This window comes from Magnetovibrio sp., from assembly GCF_036568125.1.
Lineage (GTDB): Bacteria > Pseudomonadota > Alphaproteobacteria > Rhodospirillales > Magnetovibrionaceae > Magnetovibrio.
Genome location: NZ_DATCTF010000015.1, coordinates 19454 through 35280, shown reverse-complemented (window position 1 = coordinate 35280; position 15827 = coordinate 19454). Strand labels below are relative to the sequence as shown.

Sequence of the window (15827 nt, the reverse complement as noted above, 5' to 3'; positions counted from 1 at the left end):
TTCAAGTTGCGCACTTTGCCTATGGCGAGGATGGCGCACGCGAAAAACACGACTATATCAAACCGAGTTTCAATAACGGACAGGTGCGTACATGAACGCCGCCAACGGACAGCCAGAGCCCGAAATCCTTCCGCCTGGCACAGACCCTAAGCCGCAACGCCCGCAAAGCGGCGGCTTCGACGATCTATCGGATGCGTTTTCTCACCCGTTGACCATGCCGCGGTTGACCTATGCGTTGTACGCCATCGCTTCGATCAGCGGGTTTCCCATGCTGATCGGCCTGATCCTCGCATACGTGGCGCGTAGCGAGGCGCCGGCGTGGCTGCATGGTCACTACACCTTCCTGATCGGCACCTTTTGGGGCGGGCTGTTGTTGATTTTGGTCGGCGTGCTGACGTGGATTTTCGGCATCGGCATGTTTTTGCTCTGGGTTTTGCCGCTGTGGTACGTCATCCGCATCGTGCGCGGTTGGGTGTTGTTGGAAAACCGCCAGCCGGTGCCCAATCCCGGCAGTTTACTGTTCGGCTAACGCCTGATTCCACTCTTGTCATTTTGTCCCCGAGCGTGAACATTAAGGACTAAGGCTTAGGCGCGTTGGGGGACGGACAAAAGGGGACGCCATGCACGCCAGTGCGACGGTAGCGGCAGACTTTCAGATGTGGGTGACGTTTCTCGTCATCATCGTCGCCTTTGCCCTGTATGCGTGGGAAAAGGTGGCGATCGAGGTCACCAGCCTGGGCGTTTTGTGCGTCCTGATGATTTTCTTCTACGCCTTTCCCATCCAGGGCACGGGCCTGAGCGGGACGGTCGACAATATTTTGTCGCCGGAAGTCCTGCTGTCGGGCTTTTCCAATCCCGCATTGATCACGGTCTTGGCGCTGCTGGTGATCGGCCAGGGCATGGTGCGCACGGGGGTGCTCGACGTCGCCGCGCATTTCGTGCTGGGGTGTTGCGGCGGCACGCATTGGCTGTCGATTTTCGCGGTGTTGTTCACCGCCACGTTGGTCAGCGGCTTTCTCAACAATATTCCCGTGGTGGTGATCTTCATTCCCATCATGCAGGCCTTGGCCGACCGTTTCGACATGGCGCCGAGCAAGCTGATGATGCCGTTGAGCTTCGCCGCGATCTTGGGCGGCATGACCACGCTGATCGGGTCGGGGTCCAATCTGTTGGTCAACTCGGCGTTGATCGGCATCGAACGCGAACCGTTCGGCTTTTTCGATTTCACCGTTCCGGGCTTGGTGTTGGCGGGCGTCGGCTTGGTTTATCTGTTGGTTGTGGCGCCGTGGTTGCTGCCGCGCCGCGAAGGCATGGCCGAAAGCTTGGTCGGCGGCCAAACCGGGGGCAAGCAATACATCGCCCAAGTGACCGTCGGTGCATCGTCGCACTTGGTTGGGGAAAAAGCGGTCGGTGGAATTTTTCCGGCGCTTGGCAACATGACCCTGCGCATGGTTCAGCGCGGTGAAGAAGCCATCTTGCCGCCGTTTGAAGACTACGAAGCCCGCGCCGGCGACGTGTTGGTGGTTGCCGCCACGCGCAAGGAAATTCAAGAGGCTTTGGCGCGTGACGCCGAGGGGCTCTATCCCGATCTGGAAAGCGCAAGCGGTGGCGTGGTCCCCTATACGGCTGGACACAAACCCGCCGAAATGGATGAAAGCGAAGGCAACCTGCCCGACGGCGATTTAGACGACAGCCCGACACCGTGGCACGGCGGCGAACGGGTGCTGGCCGAAGCGATGATTCCCCCCGCATCCAGGATCATCGGCCAGACCCTGCCGCAAGTGGGCTTTCGCTTTAAAACCCATTGCATCGTGTTGGGGGTGCAACGCCGTTCGCGCATGATCCGCACGCGTATGACCGAAATCCGCCTGCAAGCCGGCGACGTGTTGCTGGTACAAGGCAGCCCCGTCGACGTGCAGGCGCTGCGCACCAATCAAGACGTGTTGCTGATCGAATGGTCGGCGGCGGAACTGCCCGCTCATCATCACGCCAAGCGCGCGGCGACGGTACTTTTGGGGGTGGTGTTGGCAGCGGCAACGGGCTTGGTGCCGATCGTCATCGCCGGACTGACCGGGGCAGCGGCGATGGTGGGGCTGGGTGTACTCAACATTCGCCAAGCGTTTCGCGCCGTGGATACCAAAATCCTCACCATGATTCCGGCCGCCCTGGCCATGGGGGCGGCCATGCACGCCACCGGCGGCGCGCATTTCGTCGCCAGCGCGGTGATGGGGCTGTTTCAGGGTGCGGGGCCGTGGGCGGTGCTGTCGATCTTCTTCATCACCATGGTGGTGCTGACCAATGTCATCAGTTCCAAAGCCATGGCGGTGCTGTTCACGCCCATCGCGGTGGACTTGGCCATTTCCATCAATGCGCCGGTCGAAGCGTTCGCCGTCGCTGTGGTGTTCGCCGCCAACTGCTCGTTCGCTTCACCTATCGGCTATCAGACCAACTTGCTGGTGATGGCCCCCGGCCACTACCGCTTCACCGACTTCGCGCGTGCCGGCGTGCCGCTGATCTTGCTGATCTGGGCGGTGTTCAGTTTGTTCGTGCCGTGGTGGTATGGGATGTAGGCCCTCTATGGTTTTTGTGGGACTGAAATATGAAAGCAAATTTGATTATAGCCGGGTTGGCATTTGATCTTGTTGGGGCATTTCTTTTGAGTGTAAAGGTCGTTTGGTCAGATGTCACCGGTCGTAAAATTGCTGATTACCTAGAGAAACAAATTCTCAGGGATTGGTTTGAACCTGTCCGAGGATTTGATTCGTTAATTCATTTAATTATGGATACCATTATTTGGATTCCAGTTAAGGTCGTGTCTTTGTTGCTAGGTTTTTTGAGGTGGTCAAACGAAAACAATTATGAGAACCAGTGTGGGATCATTGGACTATTGTTTTTGTCAGTAGGTTTTATCATTCAGGCCATCGTTAATTTTCAATAATCGGGTCACATCAACGAATCTTCTTGTGCGCCGCAGCAAGGAGGCGTATAGGGACTGTGGGCCACGACCTCCCAACGGGTCGCGACCCTTCTGCCGTAAGGCGAAGGGCATACTTTTGAAGATCGAATTGACGCGCGAAGTCTCTGTTTTCGCCCGGTTTGGTTTTTGGAACTCCCTTCGTCAGTGTGTTGAGAAGGGAGTTTTTTTATGACCAACACCGCCAAGCCTGACCTCCGTCCGGCCAATCCCAATTTTTCCTCCGGCCCTTGCGCCAAACGTCCCGGTTGGACCGTGGATGCCCTGTCCGACGCTTTGACGGGCCGTTCGCATCGTTCGGGTCCGGGCAAGAAGAAACTCGCCGAGGTGATCGACCGCACCCGCGCCATCTTGGGCGTGCCGGACGACTATCGCATCGGCATCGTGCCCGCGTCCGATACCGGCGCGGTGGAAATGGCCATGTGGTCGTTGCTGGGCGCGCGCGGAGTCGAACTGTTGGTCTGGGAAAGCTTCGGCGCCGGTTGGGCCGGAGACGTCACCAAGCAACTGAAGCTCGACGACGTCAAGGTCACCAAAGCCGAATACGGGCAAATTCCCGATCTCGCCGCGGTCGATTTTTCCCGCGACGTGATCTTCACCTGGAACGGCACGACCTCGGGCGTCAAGGTTCCCAACGGCGACTGGATCCCGTCCGACCGCCAAGGCCTGACCATCGCCGACAGCACCTCGGCCGCGTTCGCCATGGACCTGCCGTGGGACAAGCTCGACGTCGTGACGTACTCTTGGCAGAAAGTCATGGGCGGTGAAGCCGCGCACGGCATGCTGATCTTGAGCCCGCGCGCGGTGGAGCGCCTGGAAAGCTACACCCCGGCGTGGCCGATGCCGAAAATCTTCTTGATGACCAAGGGCGGCAAGCTCATCGAAGGCATCTTCAAGGGCGAAACCATCAACACGCCGTCGATGATCGCGGTCGAAGACGCGCTCGACGGTCTCAAGTGGGCCGAAACCATCGGCGGCTTGGAAGGCTTGAAAGCGCGTTCCAACGCCAACCTGGCGGCCATCGAAGCGTGGGTGGAAAAGTCCGATTGGGCGGCGTTCCTGGCCGAAGACAAGGCCATTCGCTCCAATACGTCCGTGTGTTTGAAAGTCAAAGACCCGGCCTTCACGGCGCTCGACGCCGAGGTGCAGGAAGCCGAGCTGAAAAAGCTGGTCAAGATGCTCGACGGCGAAGGCGTGGCTTACGACATCGGCGGCTATCGCGATGCCCCGGCGGGCTTGCGCATCTGGGCCGGTGCGACGGTTGAGACGTCGGACATGGAAGCGTTGCTGCCGTGGCTCGACTGGGCGTTCGCTGAAATCAAAGCCGGCCTCTGAGCCGCTCTCCCCATTCCCTATTGATGTAAAGGACTGACCCCATGGTTAAGGTTCTCATTTCCGATAAGATGAGCCCGCTCGCTGAGCAGATTTTCAAAGAGCGCGGCGTCGACGTCGATTTCAAGCCGGGCATGACGCCCGACGAGTTGAAGGCCTGCATCGGCGAGTACGACGGTCTCGCGATCCGCTCCGCCACCAAGGCGACGGCGGACATCATCGAAGCCGCCGACAACCTCAAAGTCATCGGCCGCGCCGGTATCGGTGTCGACAACGTCGACATCAAGGCCGCCACCTCCAAGGGCATCGTGGTGATGAACACGCCTTACGGCAACGCCATCACCACCGCCGAACACGCCATCACCTTGATGATGGCCACCGCGCGTCAAATCCCCGCCGCCAATGCCTCGACCCACGCCGGCAAGTGGGAAAAATCCCGCTTCATGGGCGTTGAAGTCATGGGCAAGACGCTGGGGCTGATCGGCGCCGGCAACATCGGTTCCGTGGTCGCGGACCGCGCCATCGGCTTGAAGATGAAGGTCGTGGCTTACGATCCGTATCTGTCGCCGGAACGCGCCCAAGACATCGGCGTGGAAAAGGTCGAACTGGACGAATTGTTCGCCCGCGCCGACTTCATTTCCCTGCACACCCCGATGACCGACGCCACCCGCGGCATCGTCAACAAGGCCGCGTTCGCCAAAATGAAGGACGGCGTGCGCATCGTGAACTGCGCGCGCGGCGGCCTGGTGGTCGAAGCCGATTTGTTGGAAGCCCTGGAAAGCGGCAAGGTCGCGGGCGCGGCGCTGGACGTGTTCGAAGTCGAACCCGCCGTCGACAACCCGCTGTTCGGTCGCGAAGACGTCATCTGCACCCCGCACCTGGGCGCATCCACCACCGAAGCCCAGGTCAACGTCGCGGTGCAGATCGCGGAACAAATCTCCGACTATCTGCTCGACGGCGCGGTGACCAACGCGCTCAACATGCCGAGCGTGTCGGCCGAAGACGCGCCGAAGTTGGCGCCGTACATGAAGCTTGCCGAACAGCTCGGCAGCTTCGCCGGTCAGATCACCCTGAGCGGCATCCAGTCCGTGACCATCGAATACGAAGGCCACGCCGCCGAACTCAACACCAAGCCGATCACCGCCGTGGTGCTGCAAGGCCTGTTGAGCCCGATGCTGGAAGGCGTGAACATGGTGTCCGCCCCGGTGATCGCCAAGGAACGCGACATCGACATTTCCGAGGTCAAGCACGAGCGTCCGACCGAATACCAGACGTTGATTTCGCTGACCGTCACCAGCGAAGCGCAAACCCGCACCCTCAAGGGCACGCTGTTCGCCGGTAAGGAGCCGCGCATCGTCGACATCAAGGGCATTCCCATGGACGCCAAGCTCGGCGAGCACATGCTGTTTTGCACCAACCACGACAAGCCGGGCTTCATCGGCGGTCTCGGCACCGTGCTCGGCAACGCGGGCATCAACGTCGCGACCTTCAACCTCGGCCGCGCCGAAGTCGGCGGCGAAGCGTTGGCCTTGGTCGAAGTCGATCAAGCGGTGGACGACAACGTGCTCGACGAACTGCGCGCCCTGCCGCAAGTCATGCGCGCCCAAGCGCTGCGCTTCTAAACGAAGCGGCACTCACGCAAGCAAAAGGGCCTCCTTCGGGAGGCCCTTTTTGTGTTTTAGCGATCAATGGATCGATATTTTTATTCCGGAATAGAATCCGTCCATTCCATGGTCGTCGGCTCGAAGGTTTGCGGGCCGGGTTCGACCGGGCCTTCGAGCATTTTGATATCGACCTCGCCTTCGAAGCACGGCTGCACCGCGTCGATCATTGCTTGGGTGATGGCGTAGCGGTTGGGGCATTCGTTGACGTACATCAGATAATGATAGCCGTCCCGACCGGGCTCGAAGTAGTACGCCGCCGCGGTGGGCGCGTGAGCGTAGAGATAGCGGCGGAACTCCTTGCCGATTTGATACACGGCGGAGGCCTTCTTCACATTTTCGTGAACGTCGAGTTTCAATCGCACCATGCATTCGCCCATGGTGTAGTGGGGTACGAAGTCCTTGAAAAAGGCGTCCGTCGCGCTGCGGTCGGGTCGCGTCTGTCCTTTACAGCTTTGAGAGATGGCCAGCGCATCGGCGGAAAACGTCAAAGCGGTGGTGGCGAGGATGGCGGCTTGCAAGATCGTGCGGATTGTGGCGGGCATGGTTCCCCGTCTCTCCCTTTCGGCTGTCGGTGGGCTCATGATAGGGGCAGGGGGGCTTTGGCTCAACCTCGGTGTGAAAGTGGGTGTGAGTGGATCGTGCTGTAGTACAAAAAGACACTTGAAACCGTTCGCTTTATGAGGGCTAAATAGTTTCAAGCTCGACGATGATATGAGATTGAGCGGACGTGGGAGGTTACGGAGCACGGACAACACCGGGCTTCTTGAAATGCTGGGGACTTGGCAAGCTTGATGAAGAGCTTGCCCGGTTTTCGTTCACCTTTCGCACCGCAAACCCACTTCACCAGCTTGCCCGCATCAAGCTGCAAAGAAACCGTTTTTGGGAGGTGCACATGGAAAAAGCTCTGGTTTTAGATGCCGGTAAATGTACCGGGTGCGAACAGTGCGAAATCGCCTGTTCGATGGAAAACGAAGGGGTCTCCAACCCCGCGAAATCCCGCATCAAGGTTTTCAATTTCCACGATGAAGGGCGCTTCGTGCCCTACACCTGCACCCAGTGCGACGACGCCTGGTGCATGCAGGCGTGTCCCGTGGATGCCATCACCGTGTTCTCCGCCACCGGTGCAAAGGTCGTATCCGACGCTCTGTGTGTCGGTTGCAAGGTGTGCACCATCGCTTGCCCGTTTGGCACCGTGAACTACAACCCCGCCAGCGGCAAGGTCATCAAGTGCGACCTGTGCGGCGGCGATCCCGCGTGCGCCAAGGCGTGCCCGACCGGGGCCATCACCTACACCGACGCGGCCGCCACCGGCTACGCCAAAATGAAAGCCTGGGCCAAGGCGACCGACGCCGGCCAACAGGCCAGCGCTTAAAGGGAGGGCACGCAAATGTCATGGGCTAAACGAATTCTGCGCGTCAACCTCACCGCAGGGACCTGCACCGAAGAACCGCTCAACATGGATTGGGCCAACCAGTATTTGGGCCAACGCGGTCTGGCGACCAAGTATCTCAGCGAAGAAATCGACCCCAAGGTCGATCCGCTGTCGCCCGACAACAAACTGATCATCGCCACCGGTCCGCTGACCGGTACGGCGGCGGCGACCGGCGGGCGCTGGTCGGTGATCACCAAAGGCGCCCTGACCGGCGCGATCGCGTGTTCGAACTCGGGCGGGTTCTTCGGCGCCGAGCTGAAGTTCGCCGGTTGGGACATGGTGATCTTCGAAGGCAAATCGGCCAAGCCGGTGTACCTGCTGATCCAAGACGACGACGCCAAACTGGTCGATGCATCGGGCTATTGGGGCCGCACGGTGTGGGATACGGAAAAAGGCTTGAAAGCCGAATACCAAGACCCGCAGTTGCGCGTCGCTTCCATCGGTCAAGCCGGTGAAGTTGGCGTCAAGTTCGCCGGTGTGGTCAACGACCTGCACCGCGCCGCCGGTCGTTCCGGCGTGGGCACGGTGATGGGCTCGAAGAACCTCAAGGCCGTCGCGGTGCGTGGCACCAAGGGCGTCCAGGTGAACGATGTCGATGCGTTCTTGAAAGCGACCCGCGAAGCCAAGACGGTTCTGGCCGAAAACGGCGTCACCGGCGAAGGCTTGCCGGCGTTGGGCACCCAGGTGTTGATGAACGTCATCAACGAAACCGGGGCATTGCCGACGCACAATCACAAAGACGTGCAGTTCGCAGGCGCATCCGACATTTCCGGCGAAGCGATGCAAGAGCCGCGGCGTTCGGATGGCAAGCCCAACCTGACGCGCAACGGCGCGTGCTTCGGTTGCACCATCGGCTGCGGTCGCATCTCGACCATCGATCCGACCCACTACACCGTCAAGGACCGTGAACAGTATCAGATCGCGTCCGGCGGTTTGGAATACGAGGCCGCTTGGGCATTGGGCGCGGCCAACGGGGTCAACGATCTCGATGCGCTGACGTTCGCCAACTTCATCTGCAACGAACAGGGCTTCGATCCGATCTCGTTCGGCGCCACCGTCGGTGCGGCGATGGAACTCTACGAGATGGGCGTCATCACCACCAAGGAAACCGGTGGGATCGAACTGACCTGGGGCAATGCCCAGGCGCTCACCACCTTGGCCGAACTGACCGGTCGCGGCGAAGGCTTCGGCGCGGAAATCGGTTTGGGCTCCAAGCTGCTGACCGAAAAATACGGTCATCCCGACCTGTCCATGTCGGTCAAGGGCCAGGAATTTCCGGCCTACGATTCCCGCGGCATCCAGGGTATGGGCTTGACCTATGCAACCTCCAACCGCGGCGCGTGTCACCTGCGCAGCTACACGGTCGCGTCGGAAATCTTGGGCATTCCCGAAAAGACCGATCCGCTGTCGTCCGATGGCAAGGCCGGTTTGGTGATCGCGTTCCAAGATGCCACCGGCGCTGTAGACAGCTCGGGCTTGTGTGTGTTCACCACCTTTGCGTGGTCGTTGGACAACATTGCGCCGCAAATCGACGCGGCGTGCGAAGGTGAGTGGACGGTCGACCGGTTGCTGGAAGTCGGCGAGCGGGTGTGGAACCTGGAACGCAAGTTCAACTTGGATGCGGGCTTCACCGGTAAGGACGACACCTTGCCCAAGCGCTTGCTGAAGGACGCAGCCAAGACCGGCCCGGCCGAAGGCAAAGTCAACGAGTTGGGCAAAATGCTGCCCGAATACTACGCGCTGCGTGGTTGGACTCCTGACGGCGTGCCCACCAATGAAACACTGGATCGTCTGGTTCTGTAGACGCATCCGGGATTTTTCAACGCGGCCCTGTCCGTCCGCCTCTGTGTTGTGAGGGGGCGGGCGGGGCTGAAGCGTTTGGGGAGGACTTCATGAAATACGTAATTCTAGGTGCCGGTCCCGCAGGCGTCGTCGCGGCGGAAAACCTGCGCAAGGCGGATCCATCGGGCCATGTGATTTTGGTCGGGGGCGAAGCCCATCCGCCCTATTCGCGCATGGCGATTCCCTATGTGCTGACGGGCAAGATCGCAGAGCAGGGCACCTACCTGCGTAAGTCTGAGGGCCACTACGATTCCCTGGGCATCGAATATCTGCAAGGCACCGCCACCAAGGTCGATCCCGACAACGGCACGGTGACGATGCAGGACGGCCATCAAGTCGGTTATGACAAATTGTTGGTGGCGACCGGTGCGACCCCGGTCACGCCGCCGATTCCGGGATTGGAATTGGATGGCGTGCATCATTGCTGGACGTTGGAAGATGCCCAGTATATCGCCGCGCGCGCCAAGGCCGGTTCAAACGTGGTGCTGATGGGCGCAGGCTTCATCGGCTGCATCATCCTCGAAAGTCTGGTGGAACGCGGCGTCAATCTGACCGTGGTCGAAGCCGAAGATCGCATGATCTCGAAGATGATGGATGCCACCGGCGGCGACATGCTCAAGCGTTGGGTTGAAGCCAAAGGGGTCAAATTGCTGACCTCGACCAAAGTCACGGCTGTGGCTGAGAACGGCGGCAAGCTGAAAGTCGGCACCGACAAGGGCGGCGATCTGGACGCCGATCTTGTGGTGGTGTCGGTGGGCGTCAAGCCCAACACGGATTTTCTGGCCGGCTCCGGGGTTGAGATCGGCGTCGGCATCAAAGTCGACGACCGTTTGCAAAGCTCCGTCGAAGGCATCTATGCGGCGGGCGACGTGGCCGAAGGTCCCGATTTCGGTGGCGGTTTTCAGGTTCACGCCGTGCAACCGACCTCGGTCGAACACGGCCGCATCGCGGCCTTGAACATGGCGGGTGCGGACGCCAAGTATCGCGGCAGTTTGATCATGAACGTGCTCGACACCTTGGGGTTGATCTCGGCCTCGTTCGGGCATTGGATGGGTGAAGACGACGTGGCGGTGATGATGGACCACGACCAGCATCGCTACATCAAGCTGGCGTTCCACGGCGATCATCTGGTCGGCGCATTGAGCCTCGGGCGCACCGATCAAATCGGCGTGCTGCGCGGCTTGATCCAAAGCCGTATCAAGCTTGGCGCGTGGAAGGATCGTTTGAAAAAAGACCCCAGCCGCATCGCGGAAGCTTACGTCGCGTGCAGCCAAGGATAAGGCGGAAGCAAGCCGTTGAAGATCACGCTTAAACTGTTTGCGCTGTTGGACAAGTACTTGCCCGACGGCGCGGTGAAAAACCAAGTCGAGATGACCGTCGACGACGGCGCGACGGTGATGGATGTGATCCACAGCGTCAAGCTGCCGTCGGAATATTGCCACTTGGTGTTGATTGATGGCGTCTATATCGCGCCCAGCGAACGCGAAACCCGGGTCTTGAACGAAGGTGAGGCCTTGGCCATCTGGCCGCCGGTCGCAGGTGGATAAGTTGGTGAGGGTATGAAGCTGACCAAGGACATGGCGTTGACGCAAAAGATGTTTTTGGACACCTTGCCGCGCGCCTTGGACAACGATGCCTTCACTTGGGACGGCAAATGCGCAGTTCTTGACCAAGACGGGCGACGCTTCACCATCACGTTCGAAGAACAAGCCAACTTTGCCCTGGGCGGATTTCGCATTCCCCGCGCCCACGTGACGCTGGAACTGAGCGGCTATGACGATGATGCCGCCGAAGCCGCCGTGACGCGGTTTGAGAGATACTTTCACCGCGGCGGCGGTTGAGGCTATAGTTCGGGGATGGCGAAGAGCGACCCGAAGCGAACAGCGACAAACATGAAATCCAACAATCCACGCGTGCGCATTCTGATCGGCGCGGCGACGGCGCTGGGGCCGGGTAAGGTCGATCTGTTGCTCGCCATTGACCGGCATCGTTCGATTTCCGGCGCGGCGCGGGAAATGGGTATGAGCTATCGCCGTGCGTGGCTGTTGGTCGACAGCATGAACCGCAGCTTTACGTCCGACTTGGTGGTGACCAGCACCGGCGGCAAGGGCGGCGGCGGCGCTGAGGTCTCGGCCTTGGGGCATGACGTGGTGCGGCGTTATCAAGAGATGGAAGATAAAGCCGCGCAAAGCGTCGCGCTTGAGGCGTCTGAGTTTGCCAAATTGCTCAAAGACCCTAGCGGCGACGCTTAAGCCTTCTCCACCTTGACTGCGCAGTATTTCAATTCCGCGATCTTGCCGAACGGATCGAGCGCCGGATTGGTCAACAAGTTGGCGGCGGCCTCGTGAAATGCAAATGACAAAAACACCACGCCGGGGGGCACGTCGCGGTCGGAACGGGTGGCAGCGCTGAGGGTGCCGCGGCGGCTGCTTAACCTCACATGTGCGCCGGGTTCAAGATCCAAGCGTTGCAGGTCGCCGGGATGCATGCTGATCACCGGGGAAGGCTCCAGCGCATCGAGCACCGACGCGCGCCGGGTCATGGCGCCGGTGTGCCAATGTTCCAGCATTCGCCCGGTGGTCAGCACGAACGGATAGGCTGCGTCGGGCTCTTCGTCGGGCGGACTATAATGCGCGGGCACCAGACGCCCCTTGCCCGATGGCAAAGGGAAGCCGTCTGCGAACAGAACTTCTTGACCGGGAAGCTCTTCCGATGGGCAGGGATACGTCACCGCGCCTTCGCGTTTGAGACGCAGGTGCGAAATACCTGCGTGCGAGGGCATCACGGTACGCATTTCCTCGAACACGTGGGCGGCGTTCTCATAATGCCAATCCAGGCCCAAGCGCTTGGCGATGCTTTGGATGATCCACAAATCTTCGCGGGCGTCACCAGGTGGTTCCACAACATTGCGCCCCAGTTGCACCTGACGGTTGGAATTGGTGAAAGTGCCGGTCTTTTCATAAAAGCTGGTGGCGGGCAAAATTACGTCGGCGAAGGCCGCCGTTTCGGTCAGGAAGATGTCCTGCACCACCAGATAATCCAGGCTCGCCAAGGCTCGGCGTGCCTTGTTCAAATCCGGGTCCGACATCGCCGGGTTTTCACCGCAGATGTACATGGCGCGGACGTCACGGGCCAAGGCCGCATGCATGATCTCCACCACCGTTAGTCCGGGGGTGGCGGGCAACTCGCAGTTCCATGCGGTTTCGAACCGCGCCCGGCCGACGGCGTTGCCGACGGGGGTGTAATCGGGCAACACCATCGGGATCAAACCGGCATCCGAAGCGCCTTGCACATTGTTCTGACCGCGTAGCGGATGCAGCCCGGTGCCGGGCTGACCGACATTGCCGGTGAGCAATGCCAGCGCGATCAGGCATCGTGCATTGTCGGTGCCATGGGTGTGTTGCGAAACGCCCATGCCCCAGAAAATCATGGCCCGCCCGCCGGTCGCATAGAGACGCGCGACGGCGCGAATTGTGTCGGCGTCAATGCCGCACAGCGCCGCCATCTTTTCCGGCGGGTAATCGCGGATGTGCTGGACGAAGGCATCATAACCTTCGACCCGGTTTTCGATGTAGGCGTGATCGACCAGATCCTCGCTGACGATGACGTTGAGCATGGCGTTGAGCAACGCCACGTCCGCACCGGGGGTGAATTGGATCATATGGTCGGCATGGCGGCTCAAGGCCTGACCACGCGGGTCCATGACGATCAGTTTCGCGCCGTTGCGTTTCGCGGATTTGATGAAGGTCGAAGCCACCGGATGGTTCTGCGACGGACGTGCGCCGATGACCAAAATCACGTCGGCTTTTTCGGCGTCGGTGAACGGGGCGGTGACCGCGCCGGAGCCGATGCCTTCCATCAACGCCGCCACGGACGAGGCGTGACACAGCCGGGTGCAGTGATCGACGTTGTTGGTGTGAAATGCGGTGCGGATCAATTTTTGAAACAGATAGGCTTCTTCGTTGGAGCCCTTGGCCGAACCGAACCCGGCGATGGCGTCCGCGCCGAACTGTTCGTAGGCGAGTTCCAAGCACGCCGCCGCGCGGTCCAGAGCCTCGTCCCAAGACGCTTCGCGAAATTGGCTCATGGGGTCGCCGCTGTTCAGGATTTCGGGATCCTTCGCCACGCCGTCGATGCGGATCAGCGGCTTGGTCAAACGGTCGGGATGGCGGGCGTAGTCGAACCCGAAGCGGCCCTTGACGCACAATTTGCTCAAGTTTCCGGGACCGTCACGGCCTTGGGTGTAGAGAATTTTGTCGTCGGCGACGTGATAGGTAATTTGGCAGCCGACCCCGCAATAGGGACACAGCGAGTCCACCTTGTGTGTATCGGCCAGCGGGGTGGGCAGGGCTTTGGGCATCAGCGCGCCGGTCGGGCACGATTGCACGCATTCGCCGCACGCCACACATGTGCTGAAGCCCAACGCATCACCTTGATCGAACACGATGCGCGAGTCTTTGCCGCGCCCGGAAATGCCGATCACGGCGTTGTTTTGCACCTCGTTACACGCCCGCACACAGTTGGTGCAAAGAATGCATTTCGACATGTCGACGTCGATGGCGGGGTGCGAAGCATCCACAGGGGGCGGGGTGCCGTGAGGTGCGAAGCGACTGCTTTCGACCTCCATGCCTTGGCTCAAGACGCGAAAGCGATTGGCCGGGTGATAGGGGCTTTCCGTGAGAATCGGTCGATCAGTGAGCAGCAACTCCATCACGGTGCGTTGGGTTCGGGTGACACGATCCGATGCCGTCTTTACGTTGAGGCCCGGCGTCACCACGCGCTTGCAACTGGCCGCGAGTGTGCGTTCGCCTTCGACCTCGACCATACACAGGCGACAACTGCCGTCCGCGCTGTAGTGGGCATTGATGCCCGAACAGATACCAGGAATTTCGATGCCCAAACGCCGCGCGCATTTACGCACCGTTTCACCGGGCCGGGCTTCGACTTCTTGGCCGTCGAGGATGAATGTGATGGTGTCGCTCATGCATCGTCCTCCCCGAAATGATCGAGCAGGGTGAGCACCGGATTGGGAGCAGCTTGGCCGAGACCGCAGATGGACGCCTCGCGCATCGTCGCCGACAGATCGCGGATCAGGTCAGCTTGTTGATGAGGGGTGTCGATCAGGCCGAGCATCTTTTCCGTGCCGACCCGACACGGCGTGCACTTGCCGCAGCTTTCTTCCATGAAGAACGTCGTCAATGTGCGGGCCATATCCCACACGTCGTCGTGATCGGACAGCACCGTCAACGCGCCGGACCCGACGAAACCGCCCAGCGGTTCGAACACACCGAAGTCCATGGCTTTGTCTTGAAAGCGGGCTGGGAAAACGCCGCCGGATGCACCTCCGGGCAGGAATGCGGTGAAGCGATGGCCGTCCATCATGCCGCCCGCCATGTCGATCAGGTCCGCGACCGTGGTGGTGGTTGCGGTGCGATAGACGCCGGGATTTTTGATCCGTCCCGACACCGAATAAAATCGTGGATGGCCCTCATCCATGTACGCATCCGCGCCACGCGCCGCGATGTCGGCGATCCAATAGAGGGTCTCGACATTGTGGGTGATGGTCGGGCGGCCTTTGTATCCGTGTTGGGCGGGGTAAGGTGGGCGGTTGCGGGGCTGGCCGCGCTTGCCTTCCAAGCTGTCGAGCAACGCGGTTTCCTCGCCGCAGATGTATGCGCCCGCGCCACGCCGCAGGTGCAAGGTGACGCCTTCGAGCTTGATATGTTTGAAAGCTTCGCCAAGCGCGGCGTGGATATGCAGATATTCGTCGCGCAGGTAAAAGAACACGTCGTCAACGTCCAGGGCCTGGGCTGCGATCATCATGCCGCGTAAAACCTTTTCGGGCTCCGTTTCCAATAAGAAGCGGTCTTTGAATGTGCCCGGCTCGCCTTCGTCGGCATTGACCACCAGGACGCGCGGCTTGGGTGCATCGTCGAAAAACGCCCATTTACGCACCACCGGGAAACCCGCACCGCCCATGCCGCGCAGTCCGGCCTTGTGCAATTCTTCGCGGATGTCGGAAGGCGTTTGAACTTGAACGTCACCGATGGCGGGCAGGGGGGCGGTGTCCGGCGTCGTGAGTTTTTCCAGCGTTGCGTTGGCAATGCGGGACTTGCCCAGCATGGCCGACGGTGGGGTGTCGCACGCCCCTTGGCACGGCGCGGCGCAAACTCGGACCTGGTCGCCGAAAGCCGCCAACGCGTCCGTGAGCAGCGCTTTGGCCCCGGCCATGCGGCAAGCGGGGCCGTCGCAGATGCGCAATGTCACAGGGGCAATGCGTTCGTTGGCGACGTTGAAATGGGCGTAAAAGGTCGCCGTTTCATAGACATCGATTTGGGCCAGACCCAGCACATGCGCCAGCGCGGCGATGTGTCCAGCGCTGAGATGTCCGAAATGGTCGTTGAGGGTGTGGAGGTGTTCGATCAGCAAATCGCGGCCGCGCTCGACCTCGCCCAGCAGAGCGCACACCGTCGCGATTTCGGCGTCTGTCGCCTGCCGCCCTTTGGGAAAAGGCCGGGCAGTCCGGTTTTGGCGTTTTGTCCCCATGTCGCCAGCGATCCCTTGCGGCCTCGGTAAGTCCAAG

Annotated in this window: 14 protein-coding genes; 11 read left to right on the top strand and 3 right to left on the bottom strand. The window is 60.5% G+C overall.

From position 1 onward, the window contains the following. The first annotated feature begins 91 nt into the window (after nucleotides 1–91). The 5 genes from VIN96_RS12790 (at nucleotide 92) to serA (ending at nucleotide 5928) form a co-directional block, all read left to right on the top strand. A complete protein-coding gene (locus VIN96_RS12790) occupies nucleotides 92–529 on the top strand; it encodes a hypothetical protein (RefSeq protein WP_331896620.1) in 438 nt (145 codons plus the stop codon). 91 nt (nucleotides 530–620) lie between these two features. Beyond that, complete coding sequence (locus tag VIN96_RS12785) at nucleotides 621–2570, top strand: SLC13 family permease (RefSeq protein WP_331896619.1); 1950 nt, start codon at nucleotides 621–623, stop codon at nucleotides 2568–2570. A gap of 29 nt (nucleotides 2571–2599) precedes the next feature. Further along, nucleotides 2600–2938, top strand: a complete 339-nt coding sequence (locus VIN96_RS12780) for a hypothetical protein (RefSeq protein ID WP_331896618.1) — start codon at nucleotides 2600–2602, stop codon at nucleotides 2936–2938. Between the two features lie 207 nt (nucleotides 2939–3145). After that, nucleotides 3146–4309: a phosphoserine transaminase gene (locus tag VIN96_RS12775; RefSeq protein WP_331896617.1), complete on the top strand. Its 1164-nt coding sequence runs from the start codon at nucleotides 3146–3148 to the stop codon at nucleotides 4307–4309. 41 nt (nucleotides 4310–4350) lie between these two features. Further along, nucleotides 4351–5928 carry a phosphoglycerate dehydrogenase gene (gene serA / locus VIN96_RS12770; RefSeq protein WP_331896616.1) on the top strand — a complete coding sequence of 526 codons (1578 nt, stop codon included), beginning with the start codon at nucleotides 4351–4353 and terminating at the stop codon, nucleotides 5926–5928. A gap of 80 nt (nucleotides 5929–6008) precedes the next feature. On the opposite strand, the gene VIN96_RS12765 is transcribed toward serA, so the two are convergent. After that, the gene (locus tag VIN96_RS12765; RefSeq protein ID WP_331896615.1) at nucleotides 6009–6512 is read right to left on the bottom strand and encodes a hypothetical protein; all 504 of its coding nucleotides are present in this window, start codon (nucleotides 6510–6512) and stop codon (nucleotides 6009–6011) included. 350 nt (nucleotides 6513–6862) lie between these two features. Between VIN96_RS12765 and VIN96_RS12760 the strand changes: the two genes are divergently transcribed. The 6 genes from VIN96_RS12760 to VIN96_RS12735 all read left to right on the top strand — a co-directional run bounded on the left by VIN96_RS12760 (nucleotide 6863) and on the right by VIN96_RS12735 (nucleotide 11496). Then, on the top strand, nucleotides 6863–7342 hold the full coding sequence (locus tag VIN96_RS12760) for a 4Fe-4S dicluster domain-containing protein (protein ID WP_331896614.1): 480 nt from the start codon (nucleotides 6863–6865) through the stop codon (nucleotides 7340–7342). Nucleotides 7343–7357: 15 nt separating this feature from the next. Further along, on the top strand, nucleotides 7358–9205 hold the full coding sequence (locus tag VIN96_RS12755; RefSeq protein WP_331896613.1) for an aldehyde ferredoxin oxidoreductase family protein: 1848 nt from the start codon (nucleotides 7358–7360) through the stop codon (nucleotides 9203–9205). Between the two features lie 89 nt (nucleotides 9206–9294). Further along, nucleotides 9295–10524, top strand: a complete 1230-nt coding sequence (locus VIN96_RS12750; RefSeq protein WP_331896612.1) for an NAD(P)/FAD-dependent oxidoreductase — start codon at nucleotides 9295–9297, stop codon at nucleotides 10522–10524. A 15-nt stretch (nucleotides 10525–10539) separates the two neighbouring features. Beyond that, the gene (gene thiS / locus VIN96_RS12745; RefSeq protein WP_331896611.1) at nucleotides 10540–10791 is read left to right on the top strand and encodes a MoaD/ThiS family protein; all 252 of its coding nucleotides are present in this window, start codon (nucleotides 10540–10542) and stop codon (nucleotides 10789–10791) included. Nucleotides 10792–10803: 12 nt separating this feature from the next. Then, entirely contained in the window at nucleotides 10804–11085 is a 282-nt protein-coding gene (locus VIN96_RS12740; protein WP_331896610.1) for a hypothetical protein, read from the top strand. 51 nt (nucleotides 11086–11136) lie between these two features. After that, on the top strand, nucleotides 11137–11496 hold the full coding sequence (locus VIN96_RS12735) for a ModE family transcriptional regulator (protein ID WP_331896609.1): 360 nt from the start codon (nucleotides 11137–11139) through the stop codon (nucleotides 11494–11496). Here the strand turns inward: VIN96_RS12735 and fdhF are convergent. Together fdhF and VIN96_RS12725 are read right to left on the bottom strand one after the other, a co-directional pair. Then, complete coding sequence (fdhF, locus tag VIN96_RS12730) at nucleotides 11493–14228, bottom strand: formate dehydrogenase subunit alpha (RefSeq protein ID WP_331896608.1); 2736 nt, start codon at nucleotides 14226–14228, stop codon at nucleotides 11493–11495. The genes VIN96_RS12735 and fdhF overlap by 4 nt on opposite strands. Further along, a complete protein-coding gene (locus VIN96_RS12725) occupies nucleotides 14225–15790 on the bottom strand; it encodes an NADH-ubiquinone oxidoreductase-F iron-sulfur binding region domain-containing protein (protein WP_331896607.1) in 1566 nt (521 codons plus the stop codon). The genes fdhF and VIN96_RS12725 overlap by 4 nt, the downstream gene beginning before the upstream one ends. Nucleotides 15791–15827 lie beyond the last annotated feature (37 nt).

Excerpts from the sequence above, each read along its gene's own strand:
- VIN96_RS12790 (WP_331896620.1), top strand. The coding sequence starts at position 92 with ATGAACGCCGCCAACGGACAGCCAGAGCCCGAAATCCTTCCGCCTGGC.
- VIN96_RS12785 (WP_331896619.1), top strand. The coding sequence starts at position 621 with ATGCACGCCAGTGCGACGGTAGCGGCAGACTTTCAGATGTGGGTGACG.
- VIN96_RS12780 (WP_331896618.1), top strand. The coding sequence starts at position 2,600 with ATGAAAGCAAATTTGATTATAGCCGGGTTGGCATTTGATCTTGTTGGG.
- VIN96_RS12775 (WP_331896617.1), top strand. The coding sequence starts at position 3,146 with ATGACCAACACCGCCAAGCCTGACCTCCGTCCGGCCAATCCCAATTTT.
- serA (WP_331896616.1), top strand. The coding sequence starts at position 4,351 with ATGGTTAAGGTTCTCATTTCCGATAAGATGAGCCCGCTCGCTGAGCAG.
- VIN96_RS12765 (WP_331896615.1), bottom strand. The coding sequence starts at position 6,512 with ATGCCCGCCACAATCCGCACGATCTTGCAAGCCGCCATCCTCGCCACC.
- VIN96_RS12760 (WP_331896614.1), top strand. The coding sequence starts at position 6,863 with ATGGAAAAAGCTCTGGTTTTAGATGCCGGTAAATGTACCGGGTGCGAA.
- VIN96_RS12755 (WP_331896613.1), top strand. The coding sequence starts at position 7,358 with ATGTCATGGGCTAAACGAATTCTGCGCGTCAACCTCACCGCAGGGACC.
- VIN96_RS12750 (WP_331896612.1), top strand. The coding sequence starts at position 9,295 with ATGAAATACGTAATTCTAGGTGCCGGTCCCGCAGGCGTCGTCGCGGCG.
- VIN96_RS12740 (WP_331896610.1), top strand. The coding sequence starts at position 10,804 with ATGAAGCTGACCAAGGACATGGCGTTGACGCAAAAGATGTTTTTGGAC.
- VIN96_RS12735 (WP_331896609.1), top strand. The coding sequence starts at position 11,137 with ATGAAATCCAACAATCCACGCGTGCGCATTCTGATCGGCGCGGCGACG.
- fdhF (WP_331896608.1), bottom strand. The coding sequence starts at position 14,228 with ATGAGCGACACCATCACATTCATCCTCGACGGCCAAGAAGTCGAAGCC.
- VIN96_RS12725 (WP_331896607.1), bottom strand. The coding sequence starts at position 15,790 with ATGGGGACAAAACGCCAAAACCGGACTGCCCGGCCTTTTCCCAAAGGG.